The 23736-nt window shown below is 73.3% G+C and carries 22 protein-coding genes; 16 read left to right on the top strand and 6 right to left on the bottom strand.

Annotation, left to right across the window (positions count from 1 at the left end; genetic code table 11):
* The first annotated feature begins 32 nt into the window (after window positions 1-32).
* The 6 genes from dacB (at window position 33) to folE (ending at window position 8160) form a co-directional block, all read left to right on the top strand.
* Window positions 33-1649, top strand: a complete 1617-nt coding sequence (gene dacB, locus ABT048_RS35235) for a D-alanyl-D-alanine carboxypeptidase/D-alanyl-D-alanine endopeptidase (protein ID WP_350525679.1) — start codon at window positions 33-35, stop codon at window positions 1647-1649.
* 312 nt (window positions 1650-1961) lie between these two features.
* A complete protein-coding gene (locus ABT048_RS35230; protein WP_350525678.1) occupies window positions 1962-3131 on the top strand; it encodes an Rv3626c family coenzyme F420 biosynthesis-associated protein in 1170 nt (389 codons plus the stop codon).
* Window positions 3132-3411: 280 nt separating this feature from the next.
* The gene (tilS, locus tag ABT048_RS35225; RefSeq protein WP_350525677.1) at window positions 3412-4539 is read left to right on the top strand and encodes a tRNA lysidine(34) synthetase TilS; all 1128 of its coding nucleotides are present in this window, start codon (window positions 3412-3414) and stop codon (window positions 4537-4539) included.
* Between the two features lie 71 nt (window positions 4540-4610).
* On the top strand, window positions 4611-5165 hold the full coding sequence (gene hpt / locus ABT048_RS35220; RefSeq protein ID WP_030059589.1) for a hypoxanthine phosphoribosyltransferase: 555 nt from the start codon (window positions 4611-4613) through the stop codon (window positions 5163-5165).
* A 227-nt stretch (window positions 5166-5392) separates the two neighbouring features.
* Window positions 5393-7447, top strand: a complete 2055-nt coding sequence (gene ftsH, locus ABT048_RS35215) for an ATP-dependent zinc metalloprotease FtsH (RefSeq protein WP_350525676.1) — start codon at window positions 5393-5395, stop codon at window positions 7445-7447.
* Between the two features lie 107 nt (window positions 7448-7554).
* Window positions 7555-8160 carry a GTP cyclohydrolase I FolE gene (folE, locus tag ABT048_RS35210; RefSeq protein WP_350525675.1) on the top strand — a complete coding sequence of 202 codons (606 nt, stop codon included), beginning with the start codon at window positions 7555-7557 and terminating at the stop codon, window positions 8158-8160.
* A 37-nt stretch (window positions 8161-8197) separates the two neighbouring features.
* Here folE and ABT048_RS35205 read toward each other — a convergent pair whose 3' ends face one another.
* Both ABT048_RS35205 and ABT048_RS35200 read right to left on the bottom strand, forming a co-directional pair.
* Window positions 8198-8986: a ferritin-like domain-containing protein gene (locus ABT048_RS35205; protein WP_350525674.1), complete on the bottom strand. Its 789-nt coding sequence runs from the start codon at window positions 8984-8986 to the stop codon at window positions 8198-8200.
* A 119-nt stretch (window positions 8987-9105) separates the two neighbouring features.
* Entirely contained in the window at window positions 9106-10260 is a 1155-nt protein-coding gene (locus ABT048_RS35200) for an alpha/beta hydrolase (RefSeq protein ID WP_350525673.1), read from the bottom strand.
* A gap of 396 nt (window positions 10261-10656) precedes the next feature.
* Between ABT048_RS35200 and ABT048_RS35195 the strand changes: the two genes are divergently transcribed.
* From ABT048_RS35195 to ABT048_RS35165, 7 genes are all read left to right on the top strand, one after another.
* On the top strand, window positions 10657-12498 hold the full coding sequence (locus tag ABT048_RS35195) for a phosphatidylglycerol lysyltransferase domain-containing protein (RefSeq protein WP_350525672.1): 1842 nt from the start codon (window positions 10657-10659) through the stop codon (window positions 12496-12498).
* A 146-nt stretch (window positions 12499-12644) separates the two neighbouring features.
* Window positions 12645-13517, top strand: a complete 873-nt coding sequence (gene folP / locus ABT048_RS35190; RefSeq protein ID WP_350525671.1) for a dihydropteroate synthase — start codon at window positions 12645-12647, stop codon at window positions 13515-13517.
* Between the two features lie 10 nt (window positions 13518-13527).
* Window positions 13528-14025: a nuclear transport factor 2 family protein gene (locus tag ABT048_RS35185; RefSeq protein ID WP_350525670.1), complete on the top strand. Its 498-nt coding sequence runs from the start codon at window positions 13528-13530 to the stop codon at window positions 14023-14025.
* Between the two features lie 245 nt (window positions 14026-14270).
* Window positions 14271-14630: a dihydroneopterin aldolase gene (gene folB / locus ABT048_RS35180; protein WP_030059580.1), complete on the top strand. Its 360-nt coding sequence runs from the start codon at window positions 14271-14273 to the stop codon at window positions 14628-14630.
* 43 nt (window positions 14631-14673) lie between these two features.
* Complete coding sequence (folK, locus tag ABT048_RS35175) at window positions 14674-15273, top strand: 2-amino-4-hydroxy-6-hydroxymethyldihydropteridine diphosphokinase (RefSeq protein WP_350525669.1); 600 nt, start codon at window positions 14674-14676, stop codon at window positions 15271-15273.
* A 176-nt stretch (window positions 15274-15449) separates the two neighbouring features.
* A complete protein-coding gene (locus ABT048_RS35170; RefSeq protein WP_350525668.1) occupies window positions 15450-15938 on the top strand; it encodes a DUF3180 domain-containing protein in 489 nt (162 codons plus the stop codon).
* A 122-nt stretch (window positions 15939-16060) separates the two neighbouring features.
* A complete protein-coding gene (locus ABT048_RS35165) occupies window positions 16061-17221 on the top strand; it encodes a hypothetical protein (RefSeq protein ID WP_350525667.1) in 1161 nt (386 codons plus the stop codon).
* A gap of 79 nt (window positions 17222-17300) precedes the next feature.
* On the opposite strand, the gene ABT048_RS35160 is transcribed toward ABT048_RS35165, so the two are convergent.
* On the bottom strand, window positions 17301-17876 hold the full coding sequence (locus tag ABT048_RS35160) for a TerD family protein (RefSeq protein ID WP_350525666.1): 576 nt from the start codon (window positions 17874-17876) through the stop codon (window positions 17301-17303).
* 136 nt (window positions 17877-18012) lie between these two features.
* Window positions 18013-18510, bottom strand: a complete 498-nt coding sequence (locus ABT048_RS35155; RefSeq protein WP_402807475.1) for a hypothetical protein — start codon at window positions 18508-18510, stop codon at window positions 18013-18015.
* A gap of 141 nt (window positions 18511-18651) precedes the next feature.
* Between ABT048_RS35155 and arfB the strand changes: the two genes are divergently transcribed.
* A complete protein-coding gene (gene arfB / locus ABT048_RS35150) occupies window positions 18652-19086 on the top strand; it encodes an alternative ribosome rescue aminoacyl-tRNA hydrolase ArfB (protein WP_350525664.1) in 435 nt (144 codons plus the stop codon).
* 35 nt (window positions 19087-19121) lie between these two features.
* Here arfB and ABT048_RS35145 read toward each other — a convergent pair whose 3' ends face one another.
* Window positions 19122-19658: a flavin reductase family protein gene (locus tag ABT048_RS35145; protein WP_396549438.1), complete on the bottom strand. Its 537-nt coding sequence runs from the start codon at window positions 19656-19658 to the stop codon at window positions 19122-19124.
* A 363-nt stretch (window positions 19659-20021) separates the two neighbouring features.
* On the opposite strand from ABT048_RS35145, the gene ABT048_RS35140 reads away from it, so the two are divergent.
* Together ABT048_RS35140 and ABT048_RS35135 are read left to right on the top strand one after the other, a co-directional pair.
* Window positions 20022-21821 carry a GGDEF domain-containing protein gene (locus tag ABT048_RS35140; RefSeq protein ID WP_350525662.1) on the top strand — a complete coding sequence of 600 codons (1800 nt, stop codon included), beginning with the start codon at window positions 20022-20024 and terminating at the stop codon, window positions 21819-21821.
* A 190-nt stretch (window positions 21822-22011) separates the two neighbouring features.
* The gene (locus ABT048_RS35135; protein ID WP_350525661.1) at window positions 22012-23013 is read left to right on the top strand and encodes a hypothetical protein; all 1002 of its coding nucleotides are present in this window, start codon (window positions 22012-22014) and stop codon (window positions 23011-23013) included.
* Window positions 23014-23121: 108 nt separating this feature from the next.
* On the opposite strand, the gene ABT048_RS35130 is transcribed toward ABT048_RS35135, so the two are convergent.
* The coding region (locus ABT048_RS35130; RefSeq protein WP_350525660.1) for an N-acetylglucosamine-6-phosphate deacetylase at window positions 23122-23736 on the bottom strand (615 nt) is incomplete at its 5' end.

The following is a 23736-nucleotide window of genomic DNA, read 5'->3' as shown; positions in this document are numbered from 1 at the left end:
CGGGAGTGGGTGCTCGGGAAAGGGGCCGGTCGGTGAGCGCTGGGGGAGGGGCGGTCCGCCGCCGCAGGGGGACGGCCGCGGGGCTGTTCGGAGCGGCGCTGCTGGTCGCCGGAACGGTCCTGACCTCGGGCGGTGCGTACGCGCAGCCCTCACCGCCCCCGGGCGGGCACAGCACCGGGCACGGCGAGGACGACGACCGCGACGGCGGCCGGGACGGCAACGGCGGCAAGAAGGGTGACCACGGGAAGGGCGGCGCCAAGCCGGGGCCGGGCGACAGTCCGAGCGCCGCACCCGCCCGCCGGTCCGGGCCCTCCGCGGCCCCCGCGCCCGCGAACACCGGTGGCGACCCGTCCGCCGCGCGCCCGGCCCCCGCGGCGGGCGACGTCCTGGCCTCCGCCGACGGCGCTCCGACGGCCGCCGTCCCCACCGAGCAGGGCCTCCGGCAGGCGCTCGCCGGCGCCGTCGCCGACCCGAACCTCGGTGACGTCACCTTCGCCGTCGCGGACGCCGCCGACGGCCGACTCCTGTACGGCTCGGGCGAGAACACCCCGGCCACCCCCGCCTCCACCACCAAGCTGGCCACCTCGATCGCAGCCCTGTCCCTGCTCCCCGGCGACACCCGGCTGACCACCAGGGTGGTCCGCGGCGCGGATCCGGGCACGATCACGCTGGTCGGGGGCGGCGACCCGACGCTCACCGCACTCCCCGCCGACCAGGTGCAGATCGGCGGTCAGCCCGTCGACGCCGACACCGCCCCCGCCTCGCTGGACGCCCTCGCCCGGCAGACCGCCGCCGCCCTGGCCGCCGCCGGCACCACCACGGTCAAGCTGGACTACGACCTGTCGATGTACGCCGGCAACCCGCAGCACAACAACCACGACGGGCAGAACATCGCCCTGGTCGTCCCGCTGATGGTGGACGAGGCCAAGGCGGACCCGAAGAGCCGCGAGGACGCGCCGGACCGCGTCCCCGACCCGGCCGGCGCGGCTGCAGGGGCCTTCGCCGCCCTGCTCAAGGCCCAGGGCATCACCGTGCAGGGCGGGCCCGGGCCCGCCGCCGCGCCGGCCGCCGCCGACGCGCCCGTCCTCGGCCGGGTCGACTCGCCCACGCTCGACCGCCTGGTCGAACGCCTGCTGACCACCTCCGACAACCAGCTGGCCGAGGCGATCGCCCGTCAGGCCGCGCTCGCGGCCCACCAGCCGGCGAGTTTCGAGGGGGCGGCGGCCGCCGTCACCCGGGAACTCACCCGGCTCGGCGTGCCGATGGGCGACGTGGTCCTCAACGACGGCAGCGGCCTGCACACGGGCAACGCGATCCCGCCCGCCGTGCTGGTCCGGCTGCTCTCCCTGGCGGCCTCCGCGGAGCACCCCGCCCTGCGGCCGGTGCTCACCGGTCTCCCGGTCGCCGGCTTCACCGGCACCCTCGGCAAGCGCTACGGCGCCGGCTCCGGCGCCGCCGACGCGGCCGGCCTGATCCGCGCCAAGACCGGCACCCTCCGCGGCGTCAACACCCTCGCCGGCACGGTCGTCGACGCCGACGGCCGCCTCCTCGCCTTCGCCGTCATGACCCGCACCCCCGCCCCCGCCGACACCGCCCGCGCCGCCATGGACCGCATAGCCGCCCACCTCGCCGGCTGCGGCTGCCACTGATCCACCCGCCCGTCCCCGCCCCGCCGGCGCCGCCCGGCGCCGGCCCCCGGGTCGCCGTGGTCCTCCCGCGGGGACGGCGGCGACCAGGCGCGGCGCCGCCCCTCCCGCGCGCGGCCCCGGGTGCCCCCGCCGCGCCCCCCGGCGGGCCCGCCGTGCACCCGGCGCGGAGCGTCACGGCCCCCGGGCGGCACGGGAGTTGGCGTGCCGCCCGGGTCGGGGCCGGTGCTGGGAGGCCGCGCCCCGGGGTGCCGGGGGCGAGGTGTTCCGGGTGGGTGGCTGCCGTTGGTGGTGGGGAGCACGTACGGTGAGGGCATGACGAGCGCGAGTGGCGGTGCTGACATGGTCGACTGGAACCTCGCGGTCGCGACTGCGACCAGGCTGGTGAGGCCGGGCCCGGAGGTGAGCCGGGAGGAGGCGGCGGCGGTGGTCGCCGAGCTGCGCCGGCACGCCCTGGAGGCGGAGGAGCACGTTCGGGCGTTCACCGGCATGCAGTCGTCGAGCCTGGCCCGGGCCGCGGCGACGCCGGTGCTGGTGGTGGACCGCCCCGGCTGGGTGCGGGCCAACGTGGCGGGCTTCCGCACGGTCGTCCAGCCGCTGGTGGAGAAGCTGCAGGCGCGCCGGACGAACAGCGCGACGGCCGGGGTGTTCGGCACCGTGGGGGAGAAGGCGACCGGCATCGAGGTCGGGGCGCTGCTGGCGTTCCTGGCGACGAAGGTGCTGGGCCAGTACGAGACCTTCGCCCCGGCGGAGCCCTCGCTGGAGGCGCCGGACAGTCCGGCGGCGCTGTTCGACAAGCCGCGGCTGGGGCCGGACGGTCCCGGGCCGGGCCGGCTGCTGCTGGTGGCGCCGAACATCGTGCACGTCGAGCGTGAGCTGGACGTCGACCCGTCCGACTTCCGGCTCTGGGTCTGCCTGCACGAGGAGACGCACCGGACGCAGTTCACCGCGGTGCCGTGGCTGCGCGACCACATCCAGTCCGAGGTGCAGTCCTTCCTCGCCGAGACGGACGTCGACCCGGGCGCGCTGCTGGACCGGCTGCGGGACGCGGCGGGTTCGCTCGGCGGGCTGCCGGGCGTCGGCGGTCGGGAGGGCTCCTCGTCGAACCTGATGGAGATCGTCCAGTCGCCCGCGCAGCGCGAGATCCTCGCCCGGCTGACGGCCGTGATGTCGCTGCTGGAGGGCCACGCGGACGTGGTGATGGACGGCGTCGGCCCGGCCGTGGTGCCGACGGTGGCGGAGATCCGGGAGAAGTTCCAGCAGCGCCGGGACCGCGGTGCGAACCGGCTGGACCTGCTGCTGCGCCGGCTGCTGGGCATGGACGCCAAGCTGCGCCAGTACCAGGACGGTGCGGTGTTCGTGCGCGGGGTGGTGGAGCGGGTCGGCATGGAGGGGTTCAACCGGGTGTGGACCTCGCCGAACACCCTGCCGACCAAGGAGGAGATCCACGACCCGGCCGCCTGGGTGGCCCGGGTGGCCCGCTGAGCTCCCCGTCGTGACGCAGGCGCGCCGCCAGCCGGACGGCAAGCGGCGCGCGGCGGTCAAACCCGCTCGTACGAGTGGTCCAATCGGGCAGATGGTGCGTGAAGAAGCGTTTCTTCATTCACCCGAACGTGGGACGGTGGTCGTACCGGTGGCGCGGGTGGCGTAGCGGGTCGCTCCTTTCTGCCACCATCTGTGAGCGCCCGGTAACAGGGCGCGCACGCAGTGTGCGGTCCCCGCCGCCCGCCGCAGTCCTGTCCCCCTCCGTCGAGGAGACTTCGCCGTGGGCCCTCACCCCGCCGTCGCCGCGATACGCCTGGCCGTTCGCCGCACGCTCGCCGACCTCGCCGCCGAGGCCGGTACCACCTTCACCGCGCCCGTGCGCGAGCCCCGCGAGCGCCCGGCCGGGGCGCCGCTGGTGGGTGCCGCCGTCGGCACCACCCTGATCGGCAACGCCGCGCGCCACCCGTCCGGGCTGCCCCGCACCCCGGCCGCGCCCGGTTCGCCGCTGGTCCTGGTCGCCGTCAGCGGCGGCGCGGACTCCATGGCGCTGGCCATCGCCGCCGCCTTCGAAGCCCCCAAGATCGGCCTGCGGGTCGGCGCCGTCACCGTCGACCACGGCCTGCAGCCCGGCTCCGCCGAGCGCGCCGACCAGGTGGCGGAGCGGCTGCGCTCGCTCGGCCTGGACCCGGTCGAGGCGGTCCCGGTGCGCGTCGGCCGGGCCGGCGGCCCGGAGGCGGCCGCCCGGGACGCCCGCTACGCCGCCCTGGACGAGGCCGCCGAACGCCACGGCGCCGTCGCCGTGCTGCTCGGCCACACCCGGGACGACCAGGCCGAGACCGTGCTGCTGGGCCTGGCCCGCGGCTCGGGCGCCCGTTCGCTGGCCGGGATGCCGGCCCAGAAGGGCCGCTACCGCCGTCCGCTGCTGGAGCTGGACCGGGCCGCCACCCGGCAGGCCTGCTCCGCCCAGTCGATCCCGGTCTGGGACGACCCGCACAACTGTGATCCCGCCTACACCCGATCCCGGGTCCGCCACGAGGTGCTGCCGGTGCTGGAGAAGCACCTGGGCGGCGGCGTGGTCGAGGCGCTGGCCCGCACGGCCCGGCTGTTCCGCGACGACGCCGACGCCCTCGACCAGTGGGCCGCCCTGGCCGAACGCGACCTCCGTACGGGCGAGGGCGCCCTGGACGCCGTGAAACTGGCCGAACTGCCGCCGGCCGTCCGGCGCCGGGTGCTGCGCCGGGCCGCACTGCGCGCGGGGTGTCCGGCCGGGGACCTCTTCGCCCGGCACCTGGAGACGATCGACCTGCTGGTCACCGGATGGCGCGGCCAGGGGCCGCTGCACCTACCCGGGGGCGTCGAGGCCACCCGCAGGTGTGGCACGCTGGTCTTTCGGCGGCAGGGCGACTGAGGGGCGAGGCATGCCCCGGGGGAGCCGGCCGCCGGCCACACAGACCCCGAACGTTTGAGGACGTATCCCCGGTGGACCAGAACGACATGGGCGCTGACCTCGCGAAGGTGCTCATCAGCAAGGACGAGATCGACGCCAAGCTCCTTGAGCTGGCCGAGCGCATCGACCGGGACTACGCAGGCAAGGACCTGCTGATCGTCGGCGTCCTCAAGGGTGCCGTCATGGTCATGGCCGACCTCGCCCGGGCCCTGCACTCGCAGGTCACCATGGACTGGATGGCCGTCTCCTCGTACGGGATGGGCACCAAGTCCTCCGGCGTGGTGCGGATCCTGAAGGACCTGGACACCGACATCGCCGGCCGTGACGTCCTGATCGTCGAGGACATCATCGACTCCGGTCTGACGCTGTCCTGGCTGCTGGGCAACCTGGGCTCGCGCGGTCCGGCCTCGCTGGAGGTCTGCACGCTGCTGCGCAAGCCGGATGCGGCCAAGGTCGAGATCGACGTGAAGTACGTCGGGTTCGACATCCCGAACGAGTTCGTGGTCGGCTACGGCCTGGACTACGCGGAGAAGCTGCGTAACCTCCCCTTCATCGGCACCCTCGCCCCGCACGTCTACGGCGGCTGAGGGCTCCGTTCGGGCTATGGGCGGGAACAGTAGGTCGTTCCCGCCCGTTGGACCGGGGGATCGAAGAACCAAGCCGTGTCCGCTGCGCTCCCGCCATCGGTGGGTCCGACTGCGGTACGGTCCAATAAAACCGCTCTTCACATGAGCACCGACCGGATGCGCCGCGGCCGACAGCCACACGGCGCCGTTGAGTGGCAGGAGGGACGGGGCGGCAACGCCCCGCATGGATGGACGTCAAGCGATACTTCCGTGCGCCGATCATGTGGATCGTGCTGGCCGTCCTCGCCGTCATCGTACTGATGCAGGTCGTTTCGGACTCGAACGGCTACAAGACGGTGGACACCGGTCAGGTCGTGGCGGCGATCGACGCGCACAACGTCAAGTCGGCGCAGATCACCACCGGTGACTCGAACACGATCAAGATCCAGCTGAAGGACGGCGCAACGCTGCCCAGCGCCGGTACGGGCAAGACCCCGTCCGGCACCAAGTTCCAGGCCTCGTACATCGGCGACCAGGGTGTCGCGATCGCCGACAAGCTGCAGGCCCAGGTCAACGACAAGGACTCGAACACCCTCGCCGAGGGCTACACCGTCAGTCCCGAGAAGCAGAGCACCTTCGTCAGCCTGCTGCTGTCGATGCTGCCGATCGTGATCATCGTCCTGGTGTTCCTGTTCCTGATGAACCAGATGCAGGGCGGCGGCTCCCGCGTCATGCAGTTCGGCAAGTCCAAGGCCAAGCTGCTCACCAAGGACACCCCGAAGACCACCTTCGCCGACGTCGCAGGCGCGGACGAGGCGGTCGAGGAGCTCCACGAGATCAAGGAGTTCCTGCAGGAGCCGGCCAAGTTCCAGGCCGTCGGCGCCAAGATCCCGAAGGGCGTGCTGCTCTACGGCCCGCCCGGGACCGGCAAGACCCTGCTGGCGCGCGCCGTCGCGGGCGAGGCCGGGGTGCCGTTCTACTCCATCTCCGGCTCGGACTTCGTCGAGATGTTCGTCGGTGTCGGCGCCAGCCGCGTCCGCGACCTCTTCGAGCAGGCCAAGGCGAACGCCCCGGCGATCGTCTTCGTCGACGAGATCGACGCCGTCGGCCGGCACCGCGGTGCGGGTCTCGGCGGCGGCCACGACGAGCGCGAGCAGACCCTCAACCAGCTGCTGGTCGAGATGGACGGCTTCGACGTCAAGGGCGGCGTGATCCTGATCGCCGCGACCAACCGCCCCGACATCCTGGACCCGGCGCTGCTGCGCCCGGGCCGCTTCGACCGCCAGATCGCGGTGGAGCGTCCCGACCTCCAGGGCCGACTGGACATCCTCAAGGTGCACCAGAAGGGCAAGCCGATCGCGCCCGACGTCGACCTCTCGGCCGTCGCCAAGCGCACCCCCGGCTTCACCGGTGCCGATCTGTCGAACGTCCTCAACGAGGCGGCGCTGCTGACCGCCCGCTCGGACAAGAAGCTGATCGACAACGGCATCCTGGACGAGGCGATCGACCGCGTCGTGGCCGGTCCGCAGAAGCGCACGCGGATCATGTCCGACAAGGAGAAGAAGATCACCGCGTACCACGAGGGCGGTCACGCCCTGGTCGCGGCGGCCTGCCAGTACAGCGACCCAGTGCACAAGATCACGATCCTGTCCCGCGGTCGGGCCCTCGGCTACACCATGGTGCTGCCGGACGAGGACAAGTACTCCACCACCCGCAACGAGATGCTCGACCAGCTGGCCTACATGCTGGGCGGTCGCGCGGCGGAGGAACTGGTCTTCCACGACCCGACCACCGGCGCCTCGAACGACATCGAGAAGGCCACCGCCACGGCGCGGGCCATGGTCACCCAGTACGGCATGACCGAGCGCCTGGGCGCGATCAAGTTCGGTTCCGACAACTCGGAGCCGTTCCTGGGCCGTGAGATGGGCCACCAGCGCGACTACTCGGAAGAGGTCGCCGCGCTGGTCGACGAAGAGGTCAAGAAGCTCATCGAGAGCGCGCACAACGAGGCCTGGGAGATCCTGGTCGAGAACCGCGACGTGCTCGACAACCTGGTGCTGGAGCTCCTGGAGAAGGAGACCCTCAACAAGGAGCAGATCGCCGAGATCTTCGCCCCGATCGTCAAGCGCCCGACCCGGCCGGCCTGGACGGGTTCCACCCGTCGCACGCCGTCCACCCGGCCTCCGGTGCAGTCCCCCAAGGAGCTGGCGCTCACCAACGGCGCCGTCTCCGGGGACACCGCTCCGGTGGATGTCGTGAAGCTCCCGCCGCTGCCGGCCTCCGAGCCGCCGGTCGAGGGCTGACCCCCGGTTCCGTAGGGAATGGATGCCGCGTCACCAGGGTTTGTACCCTGGAGGCGCGGCATCCGTGCTGTTCAGCCAGAGTCTTCCCACATGTAAGCGAGGCCCGCATGATCGACCCGGTGACGCTCGACGGTCCGCCCGCCGTCGGGACCTTCGACCAGAAGCGGGCCGAGAACGCCATCCGTGAGCTGCTGCTCGCCGTGGGGGAGGACCCGGACCGCGAGGGCCTGCTGGAGACCCCGGCCCGGGTCGCGCGGGCCTACAAGGAGATATTCGCGGGCCTGTGGCAGGAGCCCGAGGACGTCCTGACCACCACCTTCGACCTCGGCCACGACGAGATGGTGCTGGTCAAGGACATCGAGCTGACCTCGGTCTGCGAGCACCACCTGGTGCCGTTCCGCGGCGTGGCGCACGTCGGGTACATCCCGTCCCTCAGCGGCAAGATCACCGGGCTGTCCAAGCTCGCCCGGCTGGTCGACGTCTACGCCCGCCGGCCGCAGGTGCAGGAACGGCTGACCAGCCAGGTGGCGGACGCGCTGATGCGGATCCTGGAGCCGCGCGGGGCGATCGTCGTGGTCGAGTGCGAGCACATGTGCATGTCGATGCGCGGCATCCGCAAGCCCGGCGCCAAGACCATCACCTCCTGCGTGCGCGGCCAGCTGCGCGACCCGGCCACCCGGGCCGAGGCGATGAGCCTCATCATCGGCCGGTAGGGCCGGTAGGGCCCGGCCGAGCGGCCGGGAACGGCTCTCAGGGCACCTCGTGCTCCGCGTGCGGCGGAGCCGGGGTGCCCAGTGCGTTGCGGCGCTCGGGCATCCGCAGCGTGACCATCCGGCGCCAGCCGTAGGCGCGGTCGTACAGGTACAGCGCGTGCACCCCGAGGGTGACCAGGGCCAGCTGCCAGCGCGGCCAGCGCAGGATCCGGGCCATCCGGGAGGTGACTGCGAGGCCGACGTCCCGGTGGGTGCGGATCTCGCCGCGGGCGCTGGTCTCCAGGGTGTGCCGGATGTACGGGCCGTGCCCCTCGGCCCGGAGCCGCAGCAGCTCCTCGTGGCAGTACGCCAGGTGGTTGTCCTCGTCGGCGGAGATCATCCTCATCGCCCGGCCGAGGTCGGGGTTGTCCCCGTACACCTTGACCAGCTGGCGCATCTGCTCGGCGGCGCGCTGCTCGGTGACCCGGCTGTGCGCGAGGTAGGTGATGATCTCGCGCTCGGTCAGCGGGAGGTCGCTGTTCAGCCGCTCGTGGGAGAGGCCGACGCCCTGGCGCTCCAGCAGCATGCAGTAGTCGGCCTCGTCCGGGACCGGCACCTTGGGCAGGCCGCGCTTGGCCAGCAGCTGGGTGAAGATCCGGCCGTGCTTGCGCTCGTCGGCGCCGTGCCGGGCGACCTTCGGGGCGAGGACCGGGTCCCGCGTGAGCGTGGTGATCCGCTCGTTCTCCCAGCCGCCCTGGTCCTCACCACCGGCCGCGATGCTGCAGAACAGCTGGTAGGCCTGGTCGTTCCGGTAGATCTCGTTGAAGAGCGATCGGGTGCTCAGCACTGCGCCTCCTGCGCGGATCCGGGACGTCCGCGCGCCTGGGCGGCGGGCGGGACGGCCTCGATGCGTTCCCCCCGGCCGTCGGCCGCCCGGGCCGACCGGCGGGTAATCACTCACACGCGCTAGCCGAGGTGCGTGCCCAGCCATTCGAGCGAGGCCGGCAGCTCCTTGGTCCAGCTGTCGATGTTGTGCCCGCCGTCCTCCAGGTAGAGCGAGTCGACCTTGAACTGCGGGTTGGCCGCCGCGACCTGGGTGGCCTGGTCGACGAACTGGACGGTCTGCGGGTAGTCCGACTCCTTGCGGGTGGAGACCACCAGGACGTTGAGCGTCGGCACCGGCAGGTTCTGAAGCCGCCAGCCGAGGTCGTGCTGCTGGGTCAGCGCCTTGTCGCCGTTGAAGAGGTCGCCGCCGGTGTAGCCGTCCTGGCGCACGGTGAAGTCGCCGTGCAGGCTGGCCGCGGTGCCGAAGACGTTCGGGAAGCGCATCGCCAGGCGCAGCGCGCAGCTGCCCCCGGTGGAGTAGCCGAAGGTGGCCCAGGAGCCGGCCGTGCGGCCGACCCGGTAGGTGCTCAGGACGGCCTCCGGGACGTCCTTGGCGAACCAGGCCTCGGTGCGCGGCCCGCCGGGGACGTCCACGCACTCGGTGTCCCGGGACGGGACCACCCCCGGGCGGACCATCACCAGGACGGTCGGCGGCATCTTGCCGGAGCGCTCCAGCTCGTACGCCGTCTGGGGGAGGGAGAGGTCCTTGACCAGGTTCAGTGCCGTGCCCGGGTAGCCCGCGATGGCCAGCAGGACGGGGAAGCGGACCAGGGCGAACTTCGGGTCGAAGTACTCGGGCGGCAGGTAGACGAACATCTGGTCGGAGAAGCCCGTCTCCTTGCCGCTGACCTGGACCGACTCGACCTTGCCGACCTCCTCGGGGGTGCCCTTCGGCAGGTTGGTGACGGTCTCCAGGCCGCCCTCGGTGGTGGGCTGGATCAGCGCGTCGGCGACCGGGGTGCCGCCCTTGTGGTTCTCGTTGCTGGTCAGGGCGAGCTTGGCGCCGCTGTGGCCGAGCAGGTCGTTCCAGGACGTGTAGAACCCGAAGGAGTTGTTCACCGACAGCGCGAGCACGGCCACGATCGAGACTTGAACGACCGTCAGCAGGCCGATCCGGCCGAGCACGGGCAGGGGGCGCTGTCTGGCCAACCGGGGCCAGACCCACAGGGTGGTGACCAGGGCCGCGGTCCCGAGTGCGAGCAGCGAGTTCATCAACGCGTCGCTGGTCAGTTCCATGCGGTCGGCCTTCCGGTGGGACACTGGCGGGGCAGGCTTCATCGTCTGGCGGCCCATCAGATCGGGCCACCGCAGCTAGGCTGTCCGGGCGCCCGGGCGGGGGCCGGAAGGTCGGGGGCCGGAAGGGCGGGGGGAAGTCGCAGGCAACCGGCGCCCTAGAATGCGGCGTCCACCGTACGTAACGCGTCCCGGGGGGTGCTGCCGCGCCACGCTGCGGCGACCCCCCCGCTCCCACCGCCGGCTCAACCCCGCAGCGCGTCCACGGCCCCGGTTTACCGACCGTTTCCGGGTCCTTGGTATGCGCATTGCCTGATGAAGGAATAGGCATGAAGGTCCATCACGCGTCCTCCCCCGGAGTGACGGGACACCGCACCGCAGCCTCTACGCTGAGCTTCCATGAGCGTTCCCGTGTCCGTTGAGCCGAGCCCCGAGCAGCCGCCGCGCCGTCGCCGCGGCCTGCAGACGCTGCGCACCCAGGCAGCCGCTGTTCCGAGGGCCTGGCTCCCGGGCGCGGTCGGCTACGCCTGTCTGCTGATCGGGCTGGTGGACATCGCCAGCGCGGTGTTCCCCAAGCTCCGGCACACCAAGATGCACACGGTCGCCGGGCAGCTGCCGGGCGGCACCACCAGCCTGGCCGCGGTCGGCACGCTGATGGTCGGCATCCTGCTGGTGCCGCTCGCCCACGCGCTGCGCCGTCGCAAGCGTCGGGCCTGGCGGGTGGTCTGCGTGCTGCTGCCGCTCAGCGCGGCGCTGCACATCGTGCGCTGGCACCAGGTCGGCCCGGCGGTCGTCTCGCTGGTCGTCCTCGCCGTGATGCTCCTCCACCGGCGCGAGTTCTACGCCAAGGCCGACCCGCGCACCCGCTGGCGGGCGCTGGCCAACCTGGTCGTCATGGGCGTCCTCAGCGTGCTGCTCGGCCTGCTGATCGTGAGCACCCGGGCCAAGTACGAGATCGGCCACCCGGGCCTGGCCCAGCGCCTGGAGCACGTCGGCTACGGACTCCTCGGCTTCGAGGGCCCGATCCGGTACACCAACATCCGGATGTCCGACCTGGTCGCCTACCTGCTCGGCGGGCTCGGGCTGCTGACCGCCTTCACCACCGCCTACCTGGCGCTGCGCCCGGGCAAGCCGAAGCCCGAGCTCACCGCGGAGGACGAGGAGAAGGTCCGCGAGCTGCTCGCGCGGCACGGCGAGCGCGACTCGCTCGGCTACTTCGCGCTGCGCCGCGACAAGAGCGTGCTGTTCTCGCCCACCGGCAAGGCCGCGATCTCCTACCGGGTGGTCTCCGGCGTGATGCTGGCCTCCGGCGACCCGGTCGGCGACGTCGAGGCCTGGCCGGGCGCGATCAAGGTGTTCATGGCCGAGGCCCGCGAGCACGCCTGGGTGCCGGCCGTGATGGGCTGCAGCGAGGTCGGCGGCGAGGTCTGGACCCGCGAGGCGGGCCTGGACGCGCTGGAGCTGGGCGACGAGGCGATCGTCGACACCTCGACCTTCTCGCTCGCCGGCCGGGCGATGCGCAACGTCCGCCAGATGGTCAAGCGCATCGAGCGCAACGGCTACTCCTGCAAGGTCCGCCGGGTCTCCGAGCTCACCGCGGAGGAGAAGTACCGGATCGCCGACGCCGCCGCCCGTTGGCGCGGCACGGACACCGAGCGCGGCTTCTCGATGGCGCTGGGCCGCTTCGGCGACCCGCTGGACGACGACTGCGTGGTGGTCACCGCCCACAAGGACCCCGAGGAGGGCGAGAGCGGCGACGACCTGAAGGCCGTGCTGCACTTCGTGCCCTGGGGCCCGGACGGCATCTCGCTGGAGCTGATGCGCCGCGACCGCGCCGCCGACCCCGGCCTCAACGAGCTGCTGATCGTCGCCGCCCTCCAGGCGGTGCCCGCGCTGGGCGTCCGCCGGGTGTCGCTCAACTTCGCGATGTTCCGCTCGGCCCTGGCCCGCGGCGAGCGGATCGGCGCGGGCCCGGTGCTGCGCGCCTGGCGCGGACTGCTGGTGTTCCTGTCGCGCTGGTTCCAGATCGAGTCGCTGTACAAGTTCAACGCCAAGTTCCAGCCCGAGTGGGAGCCGCGCTTCCTGGTCTTCCCGAACACCCGGGACCTGCCGCGGATCGGCTTCGCCGCGATGCAGGCGGAGGCCTTCATCACCCTCGGCATGCCGCGCTTCGGCCGCAAGCGCCAGCGGGAGGGCCTGATGCCGGTCCCGTCGACCCGAGAGGTCACCGAGGCCGCCTGAGGCACCGCAGCCGTGCACGAGGCCCCCGCCGGGAATCCCCGGCGGGGGCCTCGTTCGATAATGGGGAGCATGAGCGAGCGCAGCGAGCGGATCACCGGACGGCGCGCACGGGCCCAGGCCCCTGCCGAGCGGAACGGGGCGGGCGCATGAGCGAGACACCGTCCTTCTCCCTCCCGGTCGGTCTGCCGCGGCTCGAACGCTGCGCCGTGATGGGCGTGGTCAACGTCACGCCCGACTCCTTCTCGGACGGCGGGCTCTGGCACGACCCCGCCAAGGCGATCGCGCACGGGCTCGCCCTGCGGGCCCGCGGCGCGGACCTGGTGGACGTCGGCGGCGAGTCCACCCGGCCGGGCTCGCAGCGGGTGCCCGAGGAGGAGGAGCTGCGCCGGGTGGTCCCGGTGGTGCGCGAGCTCGCCGACGCCGGGGTGACCGTCTCCGTCGACACCATGCGCGCCTCGGTCGCCGAGCGGGCCGTCGAGGCCGGCGCCGCGATCGTCAACGACGTCTCCGGCGGGCTGGCGGATCCGGCGATGGCCCGGGTGGTCGCCGAGACCGGCGCGCCCTTCGTGGTGATGCACTGGCGCGGGCAGTCCGCCGACATGGACCGGCTGGCCGTCTACGACGACGTGGTGCGGGACGTGGTCGCCGAGCTCACCGCCCGGGTGGACGCGCTGCTGGCGGCCGGGGTCAAGGAGGACCAGCTGATCCTCGACCCGGGGCTCGGCTTCGCCAAGACCGCCGAGCACAACTGGGCGCTGCTCGCCCGGCTGGACGCGCTCACCGCGCTCGGCCGTCCCGTCCTCGTGGCCGCTTCGCGCAAGCGGTTCCTGGGTACGCTGCTCGCCGACCCGGCAACCGGGGAACTGCGCCCGGCCCGGGAGCGCGACGACGCGACGGCCGCGGTGTCGGTGCTGTCGGCCCGGGCCGGAGCCTGGGCGGTGCGGGTGCACGACGTGGCCGGCACGGCGGACGCCGTACGGGTCGTCGCGGCGTGGCAGCACGCGGCGCGGTTGGGGTGAGGGAGGGTCTGTGACGGGTGACGGCAGGTTGAGCGGCGGAACGGCCGGGCAGGCGCGCGAGGCGGACCTGGAGGCCGTGCTGGCGGCGAACCGGGCGCTCTACGAGGCGCTGGAACGGGGGGACCTGGAGGCGGTCGAGGACGCCTGGCTGGGCGCCGCGGACGCCGACGACAAGGGCGGCGTGGTGTGCGTGCACCCGGGCTGGCCGGTGTTGCGCGGGCGGGCCCAGGTGACCCGTTCGTACATGCTGATCATGATGAACACGGAGTACATCCAGTTCTTCCTGACCGATGTCGAGGCCGAGGTCCACGGTGATGTGGCCCTTGTCACGTGCACCGAGAACATCCTGTCCGGGGGCGAGGCGGAGGAGGAGGGCGAACTCGGACCGCTGGTCGGCGGAAAGGTCGTGTCGACGAATCTGTTCCGCCGTACCCCGGCCGGGTGGAAGCTCTGGTCGCACCACGGTTCACCCGTTCTGACCAGCGGCGACGAGGACGACGAGAGTTGATTCCGACCGCTGCGGAAATGCGGTGGCGGTTCGTCGCCCGGGAATTCCGGAGTGGTCACCGAACGTTCACGTCAATCGCCATTCCGGTGCGCGTGGCGCCGTTTCCTGCCGGGTAGGACGGTCAGGCGTTGTCCGTGCTCGCGGGTAGATTCGAAACGGAGTGGCGGGCGCTGCCCGCCTTCGCCCTGCCCGTCCATGCCTTTCTCCGGGTGGGGCCCGTCCGACTGGGAGCAGTGATTCGTTTGCTGGACCGCGTCACCCTGCGGGGGCTGCGAGCCCGGGGCCACCACGGCGTCTTCGAGCGCGAGCGCGTCGAGGGGCAGACCTTCGTCGTCGACCTCGTGCTGTACCTGGACACCCGCCCCGCCGCGTCCGGAGACGACCTCACCCGCACGGCGCACTACGGCATCGTGGCCGAGGAGGTCACCGCGATCATCGCCGGGGAGCCGGTCGACCTGATCGAGACCCTGGCCCAGCGCATCGCCGACCAGTGCCTCAAGCACGAAGCGGTCGAGGAGGTCGAGGTCACGGTGCACAAGCCGGACGCCCCGATCACCGTGCCGTTCGACGACGTGACCGTGACCATCCACCGGGGCCGCGCGTGACCCCCACCGCGCGCCCGGTATCCGATGCAGAGGGAAGACTTCGATGAGTAGCAGCGACCCGACCGCCACGCCGAACGCGTTCGACCTGGAGAGCCGGGTGGACTCCGCTGACACCACACTGCACAGCCAGCGCTGCGCGGTGGTCGCGCTCGGCAGCAACCTGGGCAACCGGCTGGACACCCTGCAGGGCGCCGTGGACGCGCTCGCCGACACCCCCGGGCTGAAGATCAAGGCCGTCTCCGCGGTCTACGAGACCGAGGCCGTCGGCGGCCCCGAGGAGCAGCCCAACTACTACAACGCCGTCGTCGTGCTGCGCACCTCGCTGCCCCCGCGGGACCTCCTGGAGCGCGGCAACGCGATCGAGGACGCCTTCGGGCGGGTGCGGACGGTCCACTGGGGGCCGCGCACCCTGGACGTCGACATCCTGTCCTACGAGGGCGAGCTCAGCGACGACCCGCAGCTGCTGCTGCCGCACCCGCGCTCGCACGAGCGGGCCTTCGTGCTCGCCCCGTGGCTGGACGCGCAGCCGGAGGCCGAGGTGCCCGGGCACGGGCGGGTCGACGCGCTGCTGGCGGCGCTCGGCGGCCCGGACGCGCAGGGCGTGAAGCGCCGCGAGGACATCCGGCTGACGCTGCCGGAGTAGGCCCCCCCCCGGGGCCGTTGATCAGGGAACTCGACCGGGGGCCCGGCCGTACCAGTAGGTGTCCGCCGTTCGCGCGGGTGTCCGTCCGGCCGGGCCCGGTACGGTGGCCTGGCGCCGCCGCGTCGGGTCACCGGGCGGTCGGCCGGCTCTGGAACCCCGGGAAGGACCTCCTCCGAGTGAAGCTGCTTCGCCTCCGCCTGCTGATCGGCATCACGGCCGCCACGACGGCGCTGGCCTGGGCCGGCTCCAAGCTGTGGGCCTCCCTGGACACGCTGCCGGCGGTGCCGGGCGCGGCGCCGGTGGTGCTGGCGGCGGTGGCGGTGATCCTGCTGGCGACCGCGCTGTCCCTGCGCTCCCGGCTGAAGGCGGCGCGCGAGCGCCAGCCCGGCGCGAAGGGGGTCGACCCGCTGCTCGCGGCCCGGGCGCTGGTGCTGGGGCAGGCCAGCGCGCTGGTCTCCGCGGTCGTCACCGGCATCTACGCGGGCACCGGGATCTACCTGCTGGGGGAGTTGGACGTGCCGGCCCGCCAGGACCAGGCCGTCACGGCGGGCTTCGCGGTGCTGGCGGGGATCGCGGTGATCGCCGCGGCGCTCTGGCTCCAGCACGTCTGCAAGTTGCCCGAGAATCACGACGGTCCGAGCGGTCCGGCGGCGTCCCACCGCTGAGCAGGGCTTTCTTCGTGATCTTGAGTGAGAATCCGGGCACGTGCGGTAAAAACCGCCCCCTGTCAAGGGCGGAAGGGGACCCTGGGCTGACAGAGCCCCAATTCGCACGCTAGTTTCTTGGCATGTCTCGCGGACGCCACCGTCATTCCTCCGTCCTCGGCCGGGTCTTTCCCCCCACCGCCGCCGGCGTACTGCTGGTAGCCGCTCTGGCCGCTCTGCTTTTCAGTCAGGACACCATCCTGGTGCGGTCGGTGGGCATCGCCGCACTGATCGCCACGCTCGGGTTCGCGCTGTTGCTGCGTCAGCGGGACAAGGCGGCCCGGGCGGCCGCCGAGATGTCCGCGGCGCAGCGGATGCGGGCCGAGGAGCGGTTCGAGGAGCAGCTGGCGGAGGCCGAGTACGCGGCCGAGGTCGCCGAGGAGCGGGCCACCCGCTTCGGGCGCCGGCTGACCGCGGAGAAGTCGCGGCTGGCCAAGGCGGAGACCGAGATCGCCCGGCTGCTGCGGGAGCGGGCCGTGACGGTGGCCGAGCAGGCGCTCAAGGAGGCCGAGGCGGCCCAGCGGGCGCTCGCCGCGAGCCGTCCCAAGTACCCGGCCAGCCCGGCCGCCTACGTGCGGGCTGCGGCCGTGCTGCGGCTGCTGGAGCGCCGCGCGGCGGAGCAGGAGGCGCAGCGGGCGCGGACGGCGGGTGCGGAGGTCGCGCTGCGGGCCTCCGCGGCTCCGTCGCGGATCCGCCCGGCCGCCCCGGTGGGCCAGGCCGCGCCGGCGCCCGCGCCGGTCGCCGTGCCCGCCCCGGTGGCGCCCGCGGTGCCCACTCCGGCCCCGGCGCCGGCCTCGGCGCCGGTGGCCGAGCCGGCGGTGCGGCCCGCTCCGCTGCGTCCGGCGCTGACGGCGACGGTCGGTCAGCTCGGCGGCGCGCAGACCGCGCCGGCCGCCGCGCCCGTACCGGCGGAGCGGCAGCGGCCGCGGCCGGCGCAGCCGGGGCAGGCGCGCGGGCAGGGGTTCAGCTTCTTCGGCCGCGGCGCGGGCGCTCCTGGCCGCCCGGCGGCTCCGGTGTCGGCGGTGGGCAGCGTCGCCGAACTCGGGGAGCGGGCCGACCTGGCGGACGTGGTGGGCGACGAGGCCGTGGCCGCGAAGGCCGAGGCCGAGGCCCGGGCGGCGGAGTCGACCGCGGTGCGCGGGGACGCGCGGGAGCCGGAGCAGGGCGAGCCGACCGTGGTGGACCTGACGCCGGAGGACGAGACCGAGCTGATCCAGCTGCCGGAGCTGCGCGCCTCGCGCTGAGCCCGGTCGCACGAACGCCGCGGCGCGGGAAGTCGGACGGACCGGCTTCCCGCGCCGCGGCGTTGTCAGGAGGGGTGCGTCAGATCTGCACGCCGAAGTCCTGGGCGATGCCGGCCAGGCCGGAGGCGTAGCCCTGGCCGACGGCGCGGAACTTCCACTCGCTGCCGTTGCGGTAGAGCTCGCCGAAGATCATCGCGGTCTCGGTGGCGGCGTCCTCGGAGAGGTCGTAGCGGGCGATCTCGGCGCCGCCGGCGGCGTTCACCACGCGGATGTAGGCGTTGCGGACCTGGCCGAAGCTCTGGCCGCGGGCGGTGCCGTCGTAGATGGTGACCGGGAAGGTGATCTTCGTGGCCTCGGCCGGCAGACCGGCCAGGTTGACGTTGATCGACTCGTCGTCGCCCGCGCCCTCGCCGGTGCGGTTGTCACCGGTGTGCACGACGGTGTTGTCCGGCGTGCTGGTGTTGTTGAAGAAGACGAAGTGGGCGTTGGAGAGCACCTTGCCGTCCGCGTTCAGGACGATCGCGCTGGCGTCGAGGTCGAATTCGGCGCCGGTCGTGGTGCGGACGTCCCAGCCCAGGCCGACGGTGACCGCGGACAGGCCGGGGGCCTCCTTGGTCAGCGAGACGTTGCCACCCTTGGAGAGGCTCACTGGCATGGCGTTTGCTGTCCCTTCGTTCGCTTCGTGCGCTTTTCCCCGGGACAACGCAATACCCGGGCGGCTTGGTTCCGCAGGGTCCGTGAATTCTTCGCGCGGGTGATTCACGGGGGCAAAGCCCTGGCAAAGACGGCCGTCAGATCCGGCGGAACCGGCCCTGCAGCGACCAGACGTTCGGATTGTCGGCCAGGTCGGGGTGCATGTCGAACAGGTCGGCGAGGGTGTCCTGGAGGAAGTCCCGGGCCTCGCGCCGCAGGTCGCTGTGGCGGACCACGGCCGGCGGCTCGTCCGGCAGCCAGGTCGCGGTGACCTCGACCCAGTTGAAGCGGCGGGCGAAGCGCAGCAGCTCGGTGTTCTGGGTGAAGTCGAGGTCGGCGGTCTGCACCCGGGCGGCCCGGCTGCCGTCCGGGTCGCGGTCCAGGTGCTCGGCGATGTCGCACAGCGCCCAGGCGAAGTCGAGCACCGGCACCCAGCCCCAGGCGGTGGACAGCTCGGCGCCCTCGGCGTCCAGGTAGACGTCGCCGCAGAACAGGTCGTAGCGCAGGGCGTGCACGGACGCGGTGCGGTAGTCCGTCTGCGGGGGGTCGGGGAAGCGGTTGGAGAGGGAGTAGCCGAGCTCGATCACGTACGCCATTGTCGGGGCTCGCGGCGTGTGCGGGTAACCGGGTGCCCGGCCAGGGTGCCCGACCAGGGTGCCCGGCCCGGGTGCCGGGCCCGGGGAGGCGGGCCTGATTAACCGGGTGACCCGGACGGCCGAGCGCGGGATGATGGGCGCATGCCCGAGCCCATCCGCGTACGGGGGTCGGTGGTCGTCCCCGACGCCGAGCTCGTCTGGCGCTTCTCGCGTTCCTCCGGCCCCGGTGGCCAGCACGTCAACACCTCCGACTCCAAGGTCGAGCTGCGCTTCGACGTGGCGTCCACCGGGGCGCTGCCCGAGGTGTGGCGCGAGCGCGCCCTGGAGCGGCTGGCCGGGCGGCTGGTGGACGGCCGGGTGCTGGTGGTCCAGGCTTCGGAGTTCCGCTCGCAGTGGCGCAACCGGGAGGCGGCCGCGGCCCGGCTGTCGGCGCTGCTGACCGAGGCGTGCGCGCCGCCGCCGAAGACCCGGCGGGCGACCAAGCCGAGCCGGGGGATGGTCGAGCGCCGGCTGTTCAACAAGCGGCACCGCTCCGAGGTCAAGCAGGGCCGCCGGGTGCCGCGGGGCGGCGAGTAGCCAGGCCCGCTCGGCCCGGCCCGGTTCGGCGCAGCTCAGCCCAGGGTGCGGTAGCCGCCGCGGAAGTAGAGCAGCGGACGGCCGCCGGGGTCGGGCACCACGGCCTCCAGCACGCGGCCGAGCAGCAGGGTGTGGTCGCCCGCGGGTATCCGCTGTTCGGTGCGGCACTCGACGGTGGCCAGCGCGCCCTCGACCAGCGGGGCGCCGGTGCGCGGGCCGCGGTGGTGCGCGGTGTCCGCGAACAGCAGCCGGTCGCTGAGCCGGCCCTTCATGGCGAAGCGCGAGCCGAGCGTCTTCTGTCCCTCGGTCAGCACCGAGACCGCCCAGGTGTCGACCCGGGAGAGCACCTCGTCCATCCGGGAGTCCTCGCGGACCGAGATCAGCACCAGCGGCGGCTCCAGCGACACGGAGAGGAAGGACGTCGCGGTCATGCCGATGTCCTCGCCGTCCTCCGGGTCGTGGACGGTCACCAGGCTCACGCCGGCGGCGAGCTGGGAGAGTGCTGCCCGGAACTCGTCGGGCGTGGCGTGGGGGGCAGCTTCGGGCTGCGGGGACGGGTACACGTACCGCACGGTAGTCGTCACCCGCGGGAAACGGCATCGGGCCTTGGTCGTAGGACCGGCGGCGCGCCCGCGGGGTCGCGGTCGCCGGTCGGACTCACCCGCAGGAGTGAAGCGGACGGACCGGCGGGTGCAGCCGGCTTCAGCTCGCGGCCGGTGCGGTCGACCAGGAGAAAAGGTCCGGATGGAACTTTGTGTCCCGTTATGGGGCGGATGAACTGATTACGGGCGCATTAGTGTCGTGTGATTTAAGTCACAAGTGGCGCCCTATTGCTGACCGAGCGTGCCGAACGCTGTGCTCCCTGTGATTCAGTTCTTCTGGCAATCGGACGATAACCAATCAAGAACTATCCGAAGCAGCCGGGGAGCCCCCGCATGGAAGCCGAGTCGGAGCCGTACGTCCGTCTCGCGACCCTCCGCACCTTGCACCGGGTCGTGGCGGACCTCAACGCTGCCCGCAGCCTGGCGGGCACGCTGCAGGCCGTCGTCGAGGGCGCGGTGCACGGGCTCGGCTTCGACGCCGCCGCGGTCAGCCTGGTCCGCCCGGACGGCGACCTCGTGGTGGCGGCCGTCTGGGAGCTGGAGGAGAGCCCGATGGGCGGCCCCTCCGTGCTGCTCGGCCAGGTCGGCTCCCGGGAGTCCTGGGACCGGCTGCTCGGCGTCAGCGACCACTGGGGCACCCTGCGCTTCCTGCCGTTCGACCGCGGCTGGGCCGTCGCCAGCGACATCCCGCGCTGGATCGGGGACGGCCCGCTGCCGGTGTACGCCAACGACTGGCACCCCGCCGACGGGCTGCTCGCCCCGATGTACAGCGCCGGCGGCGACCTGCTCGGGGTGCTCTCGGTGGACCGCCCACGCAGCGGCAAGCGCCCCGGCGCATGGACCCGCGAGGCGCTGGAGATGTTCTCGCTGCAGGCCTCGATCGCGATCGGCAACGCCCGGCTGCGGGCCGAGATGCAACGCGCGCTGGCCCGCCTGGAGAAGGAGCAGCAGGCGCTGCGGGCCAGCGAGGAGAGCTTCCGCCAGGCGTTCGAGTACGCGCCCAGCGGGATGGCCATCACCGAGCTGCACGGCGCCGGGCGCGGCCAGCTGACCAGGGTCAACGACGCGCTCTGCCGGCTGCTCGGCCGCCCCCGCGCGGTGCTGCGCCAGCAGAGCTTCGCCGACCTCGTCCACCCCGAGGACCGGGCCCTGCTGGAGCGCACCAGCGCCGAGAGCGGCCGGGCGGAGCTGCGGCTGTCCCGGCGGGACGGCGGCTACCAGTGGGTCTGCCTGCGCAACTCGATCGTGGCGGACGCGGCCGAGGGGCCCAGCTTCCTGCTCACCCACGTCGAGGACATCGAGGACCGCAAGCGGCACGAGTTCCAGCTCGCCCACCGGGCCAGCCACGACGCGCTCACCGGCCTGCCCAACGGCGCCGAGCTCAAGGCCCGGCTGGCCCGCCGGCTCTGCGCCCAGCCGCAGCCGGTCGGCGCCGCGCCCGGCCCCGCCGAGGCGGCCTACTCGCCGTCGTACGGCTACCCGGCCGACTCCTACAGCTCCTACAGCGCCCACGCGGCCCACGACGGGCTGGAGGGCGCGGACCCGTACGCCGGGGCGGTGCACGGCTACGGGCTGCCCGAGGGCGTCCCGCCGCCCGGCCTCGGCCAGGGCTACGGGGAGCACGTGCACGCGGTCGTCCCGGCCGACCACGGGCCGGGCGGCGACGCCTGGTCCGCCCCGTTCCGCTCCGGCGGCGCGGCCGCGGTGGACAAGGGGCTCGCGGTGCTCTTCTGCGACCTCGACGGCTTCAAGTCGATCAATGACCGGTTCGGCCACAACGCGGGCGACGCGGTGCTGGTCGAGGTCGCCCGGCGGCTGAGCCAGGCCGTCCGGGACGGCGACACGGTGGCCAGGCTCGGCGGCGACGAGTTCGTGGTGCTGGCCGACGGCATCGGCCGCGAGGAGGCCAAGGACCTCGCCCACCGGCTGCGCAACGCGATCATCCCGCCGATGCGGATCGACGGCCGGGCGATGCGCGTGGGAGTGAGCCTCGGGATCGGCTGGGCGGGCTGCGGGATGAGCATCGAGGAGGTGCTGCAGACCGCCGACGAGCGGATGTACGACGAGAAGCGCGCCCGCGGCGGGGCGGTGCGCGGGGCGCGCGGAGAGCGCTCGCACCGGCGCGCGGGCTGAGACCGGACGCGGGCGGACGACACGGCCCCGGCGCCCCCGACACCGCAGGTGGGTTCCCGGTTACCCGCGAGTTGTCAAGGGTTCTTTTCCTGCTGTCACGTGCGGCAGGTAGGGTGCCCGGTACGACAGCGTCCATGATCTGCGCCGCCCGCAGCCCGGCGGCGCGCACCGGATGGGGGAACAGACCACCGTGACGACCGCCGGCAGCAACGGAGTGCCCGAGGGCCAGGGGGGCGGTGCCCCGCAGGACGACGACCCGTTCGGCTACCTCTACCGCCCGGCCGACGGCTCCACCGGGCAGCCGGCCGAGCCGCAGCAGGGTGTTCCCCGCACGTCCTACAACCGGCCGATGGAGGTCGGGCGCGCCCAGTACGGCTACGGCTACCCGCCGCGGCAGCAGCAGCCGTACGGCCAGCAGGGCATGCCGCAGCAGGGGTACCCGGGCGGTCAGCCGCAGGCCCCGTACGGTCAGCCCGGCGTGCCGCAGCAGGCCGAGTACGGCGGCGCGCCCACCCAGCAGAACCGCTACGCCGAGCACTCCCGGCCGCAGCCGGGGGACGAGCGGCCGAGCAGCGGCCGGAGCAAGGGCGCGGTGATCGGCGCGGTCGCCGTGGTCGCGGCCATCGCGATCGGCGCCGGGATAGCGCTCTCCACGGGCGGCGACCCGGACGGCGGCGACAAGAACGCCAAGGGCGGCGCCGCCACCACCGCCGCGCCCGGCCCCGCCACCCCGGGGTCGACCGCCTCGACCGCCGGCGGCGGCCCCTCGGCGAGCGCCACCCCGATCACCGGCCCGTCGACCGTGGACGCGAGCCAGCTGCAGGCGCAGAACGCGCCCTCCGGCAACACCGTCAAGGGCGCCAAGTCGGCCGACGGCAGCTACCTGACCCTCCAGCCGGGCGGCTCGGTGACGTGGAGCGGTGAGATCGCCACGGCCGGGACGTACAAGCTGACGGTGCACTACAACTACTCGGGCGGCGACCTCAAGGGCACGGCCGCGGTGAACGGCAAGGACTGGCCGAGCGGGGTGACCTACAAGATCTACGGTCCCGCTCCCAAGGACCAGGCGTCGGCCTGGTACACCACCTGGATACTGCCGCAGTTCCAGGCCGGCCAGAACTCGGTGACCTTCACGGGGCCCGCCGGGGCGTCGATCCTGATCGACCAGATCACCATCGAACCGGGCGGCTGAGCCCGACCGCCCTCCGGACGCACCACGGCCGCCCTCCCCGCAGCGGGGAGGGCGGCCGTCGGCTTTGTCCGGGCGCCTCCTTCAGGCAGTTCGCCCGGGAGGCCTCGGTCAGGCCGGCTTCACGGTGGAGAACCGGTCGGCGCCCACGACCCAGCGGCCGCGGCGCATGACGGCGACCAGCTCGAAGCTCTCGGAGTCGACCACCACGAGGTCGGCGAGCTTGCCGGTCTCCAGCGAGCCGATGCGGTCGTCGAGGCCGAGCAGCCGGGCCGGGGTGGCGGACAGCGACTCGACGGTCTGGTTCAGGGTCAGGCCGTTGACCGTCACCGAGCGCCGGAACGCGACGTCCAGGGTGAGGGTGGAGCCGGCGATCGCGCCGCCCTCGACCAGCCGGGCCACGCCGTCCCTGACCCGGACCTGGAGGGGGCCGAGGGGGTAGAGGCCGTCGCCCATGCCGGCGGCGCCCATGGCGTCGGTGATCAGGGCGACGCGGTGGGGGCCGGCGGTGCGGTGGGCGAGGTCGAGGACGGAGGGGTGCAGGTGCACGCCGTCGTTGATCAGCTCGACGGTGACCCGCTCGTCCTCCAGCAGGGCGACGATCGGGCCGGGGGCGCGGTGGGCGATGGCGGGCATGGCGTTGAAGAGGTGGGTGGCGACGGTGGCGCCGGCGTCGATGGCCTGCAGGGTGGTGGCGTAGTCGGAGTCGGTGTGGCCGACGGCGGC

The sequence above is a fragment of the Kitasatospora sp. NPDC096140 genome, from assembly GCF_040303045.1.
Lineage (GTDB): Bacteria > Actinomycetota > Actinomycetes > Streptomycetales > Streptomycetaceae > Kitasatospora.
This window is presented reverse-complemented; position numbering and strand designations above follow the sequence as displayed.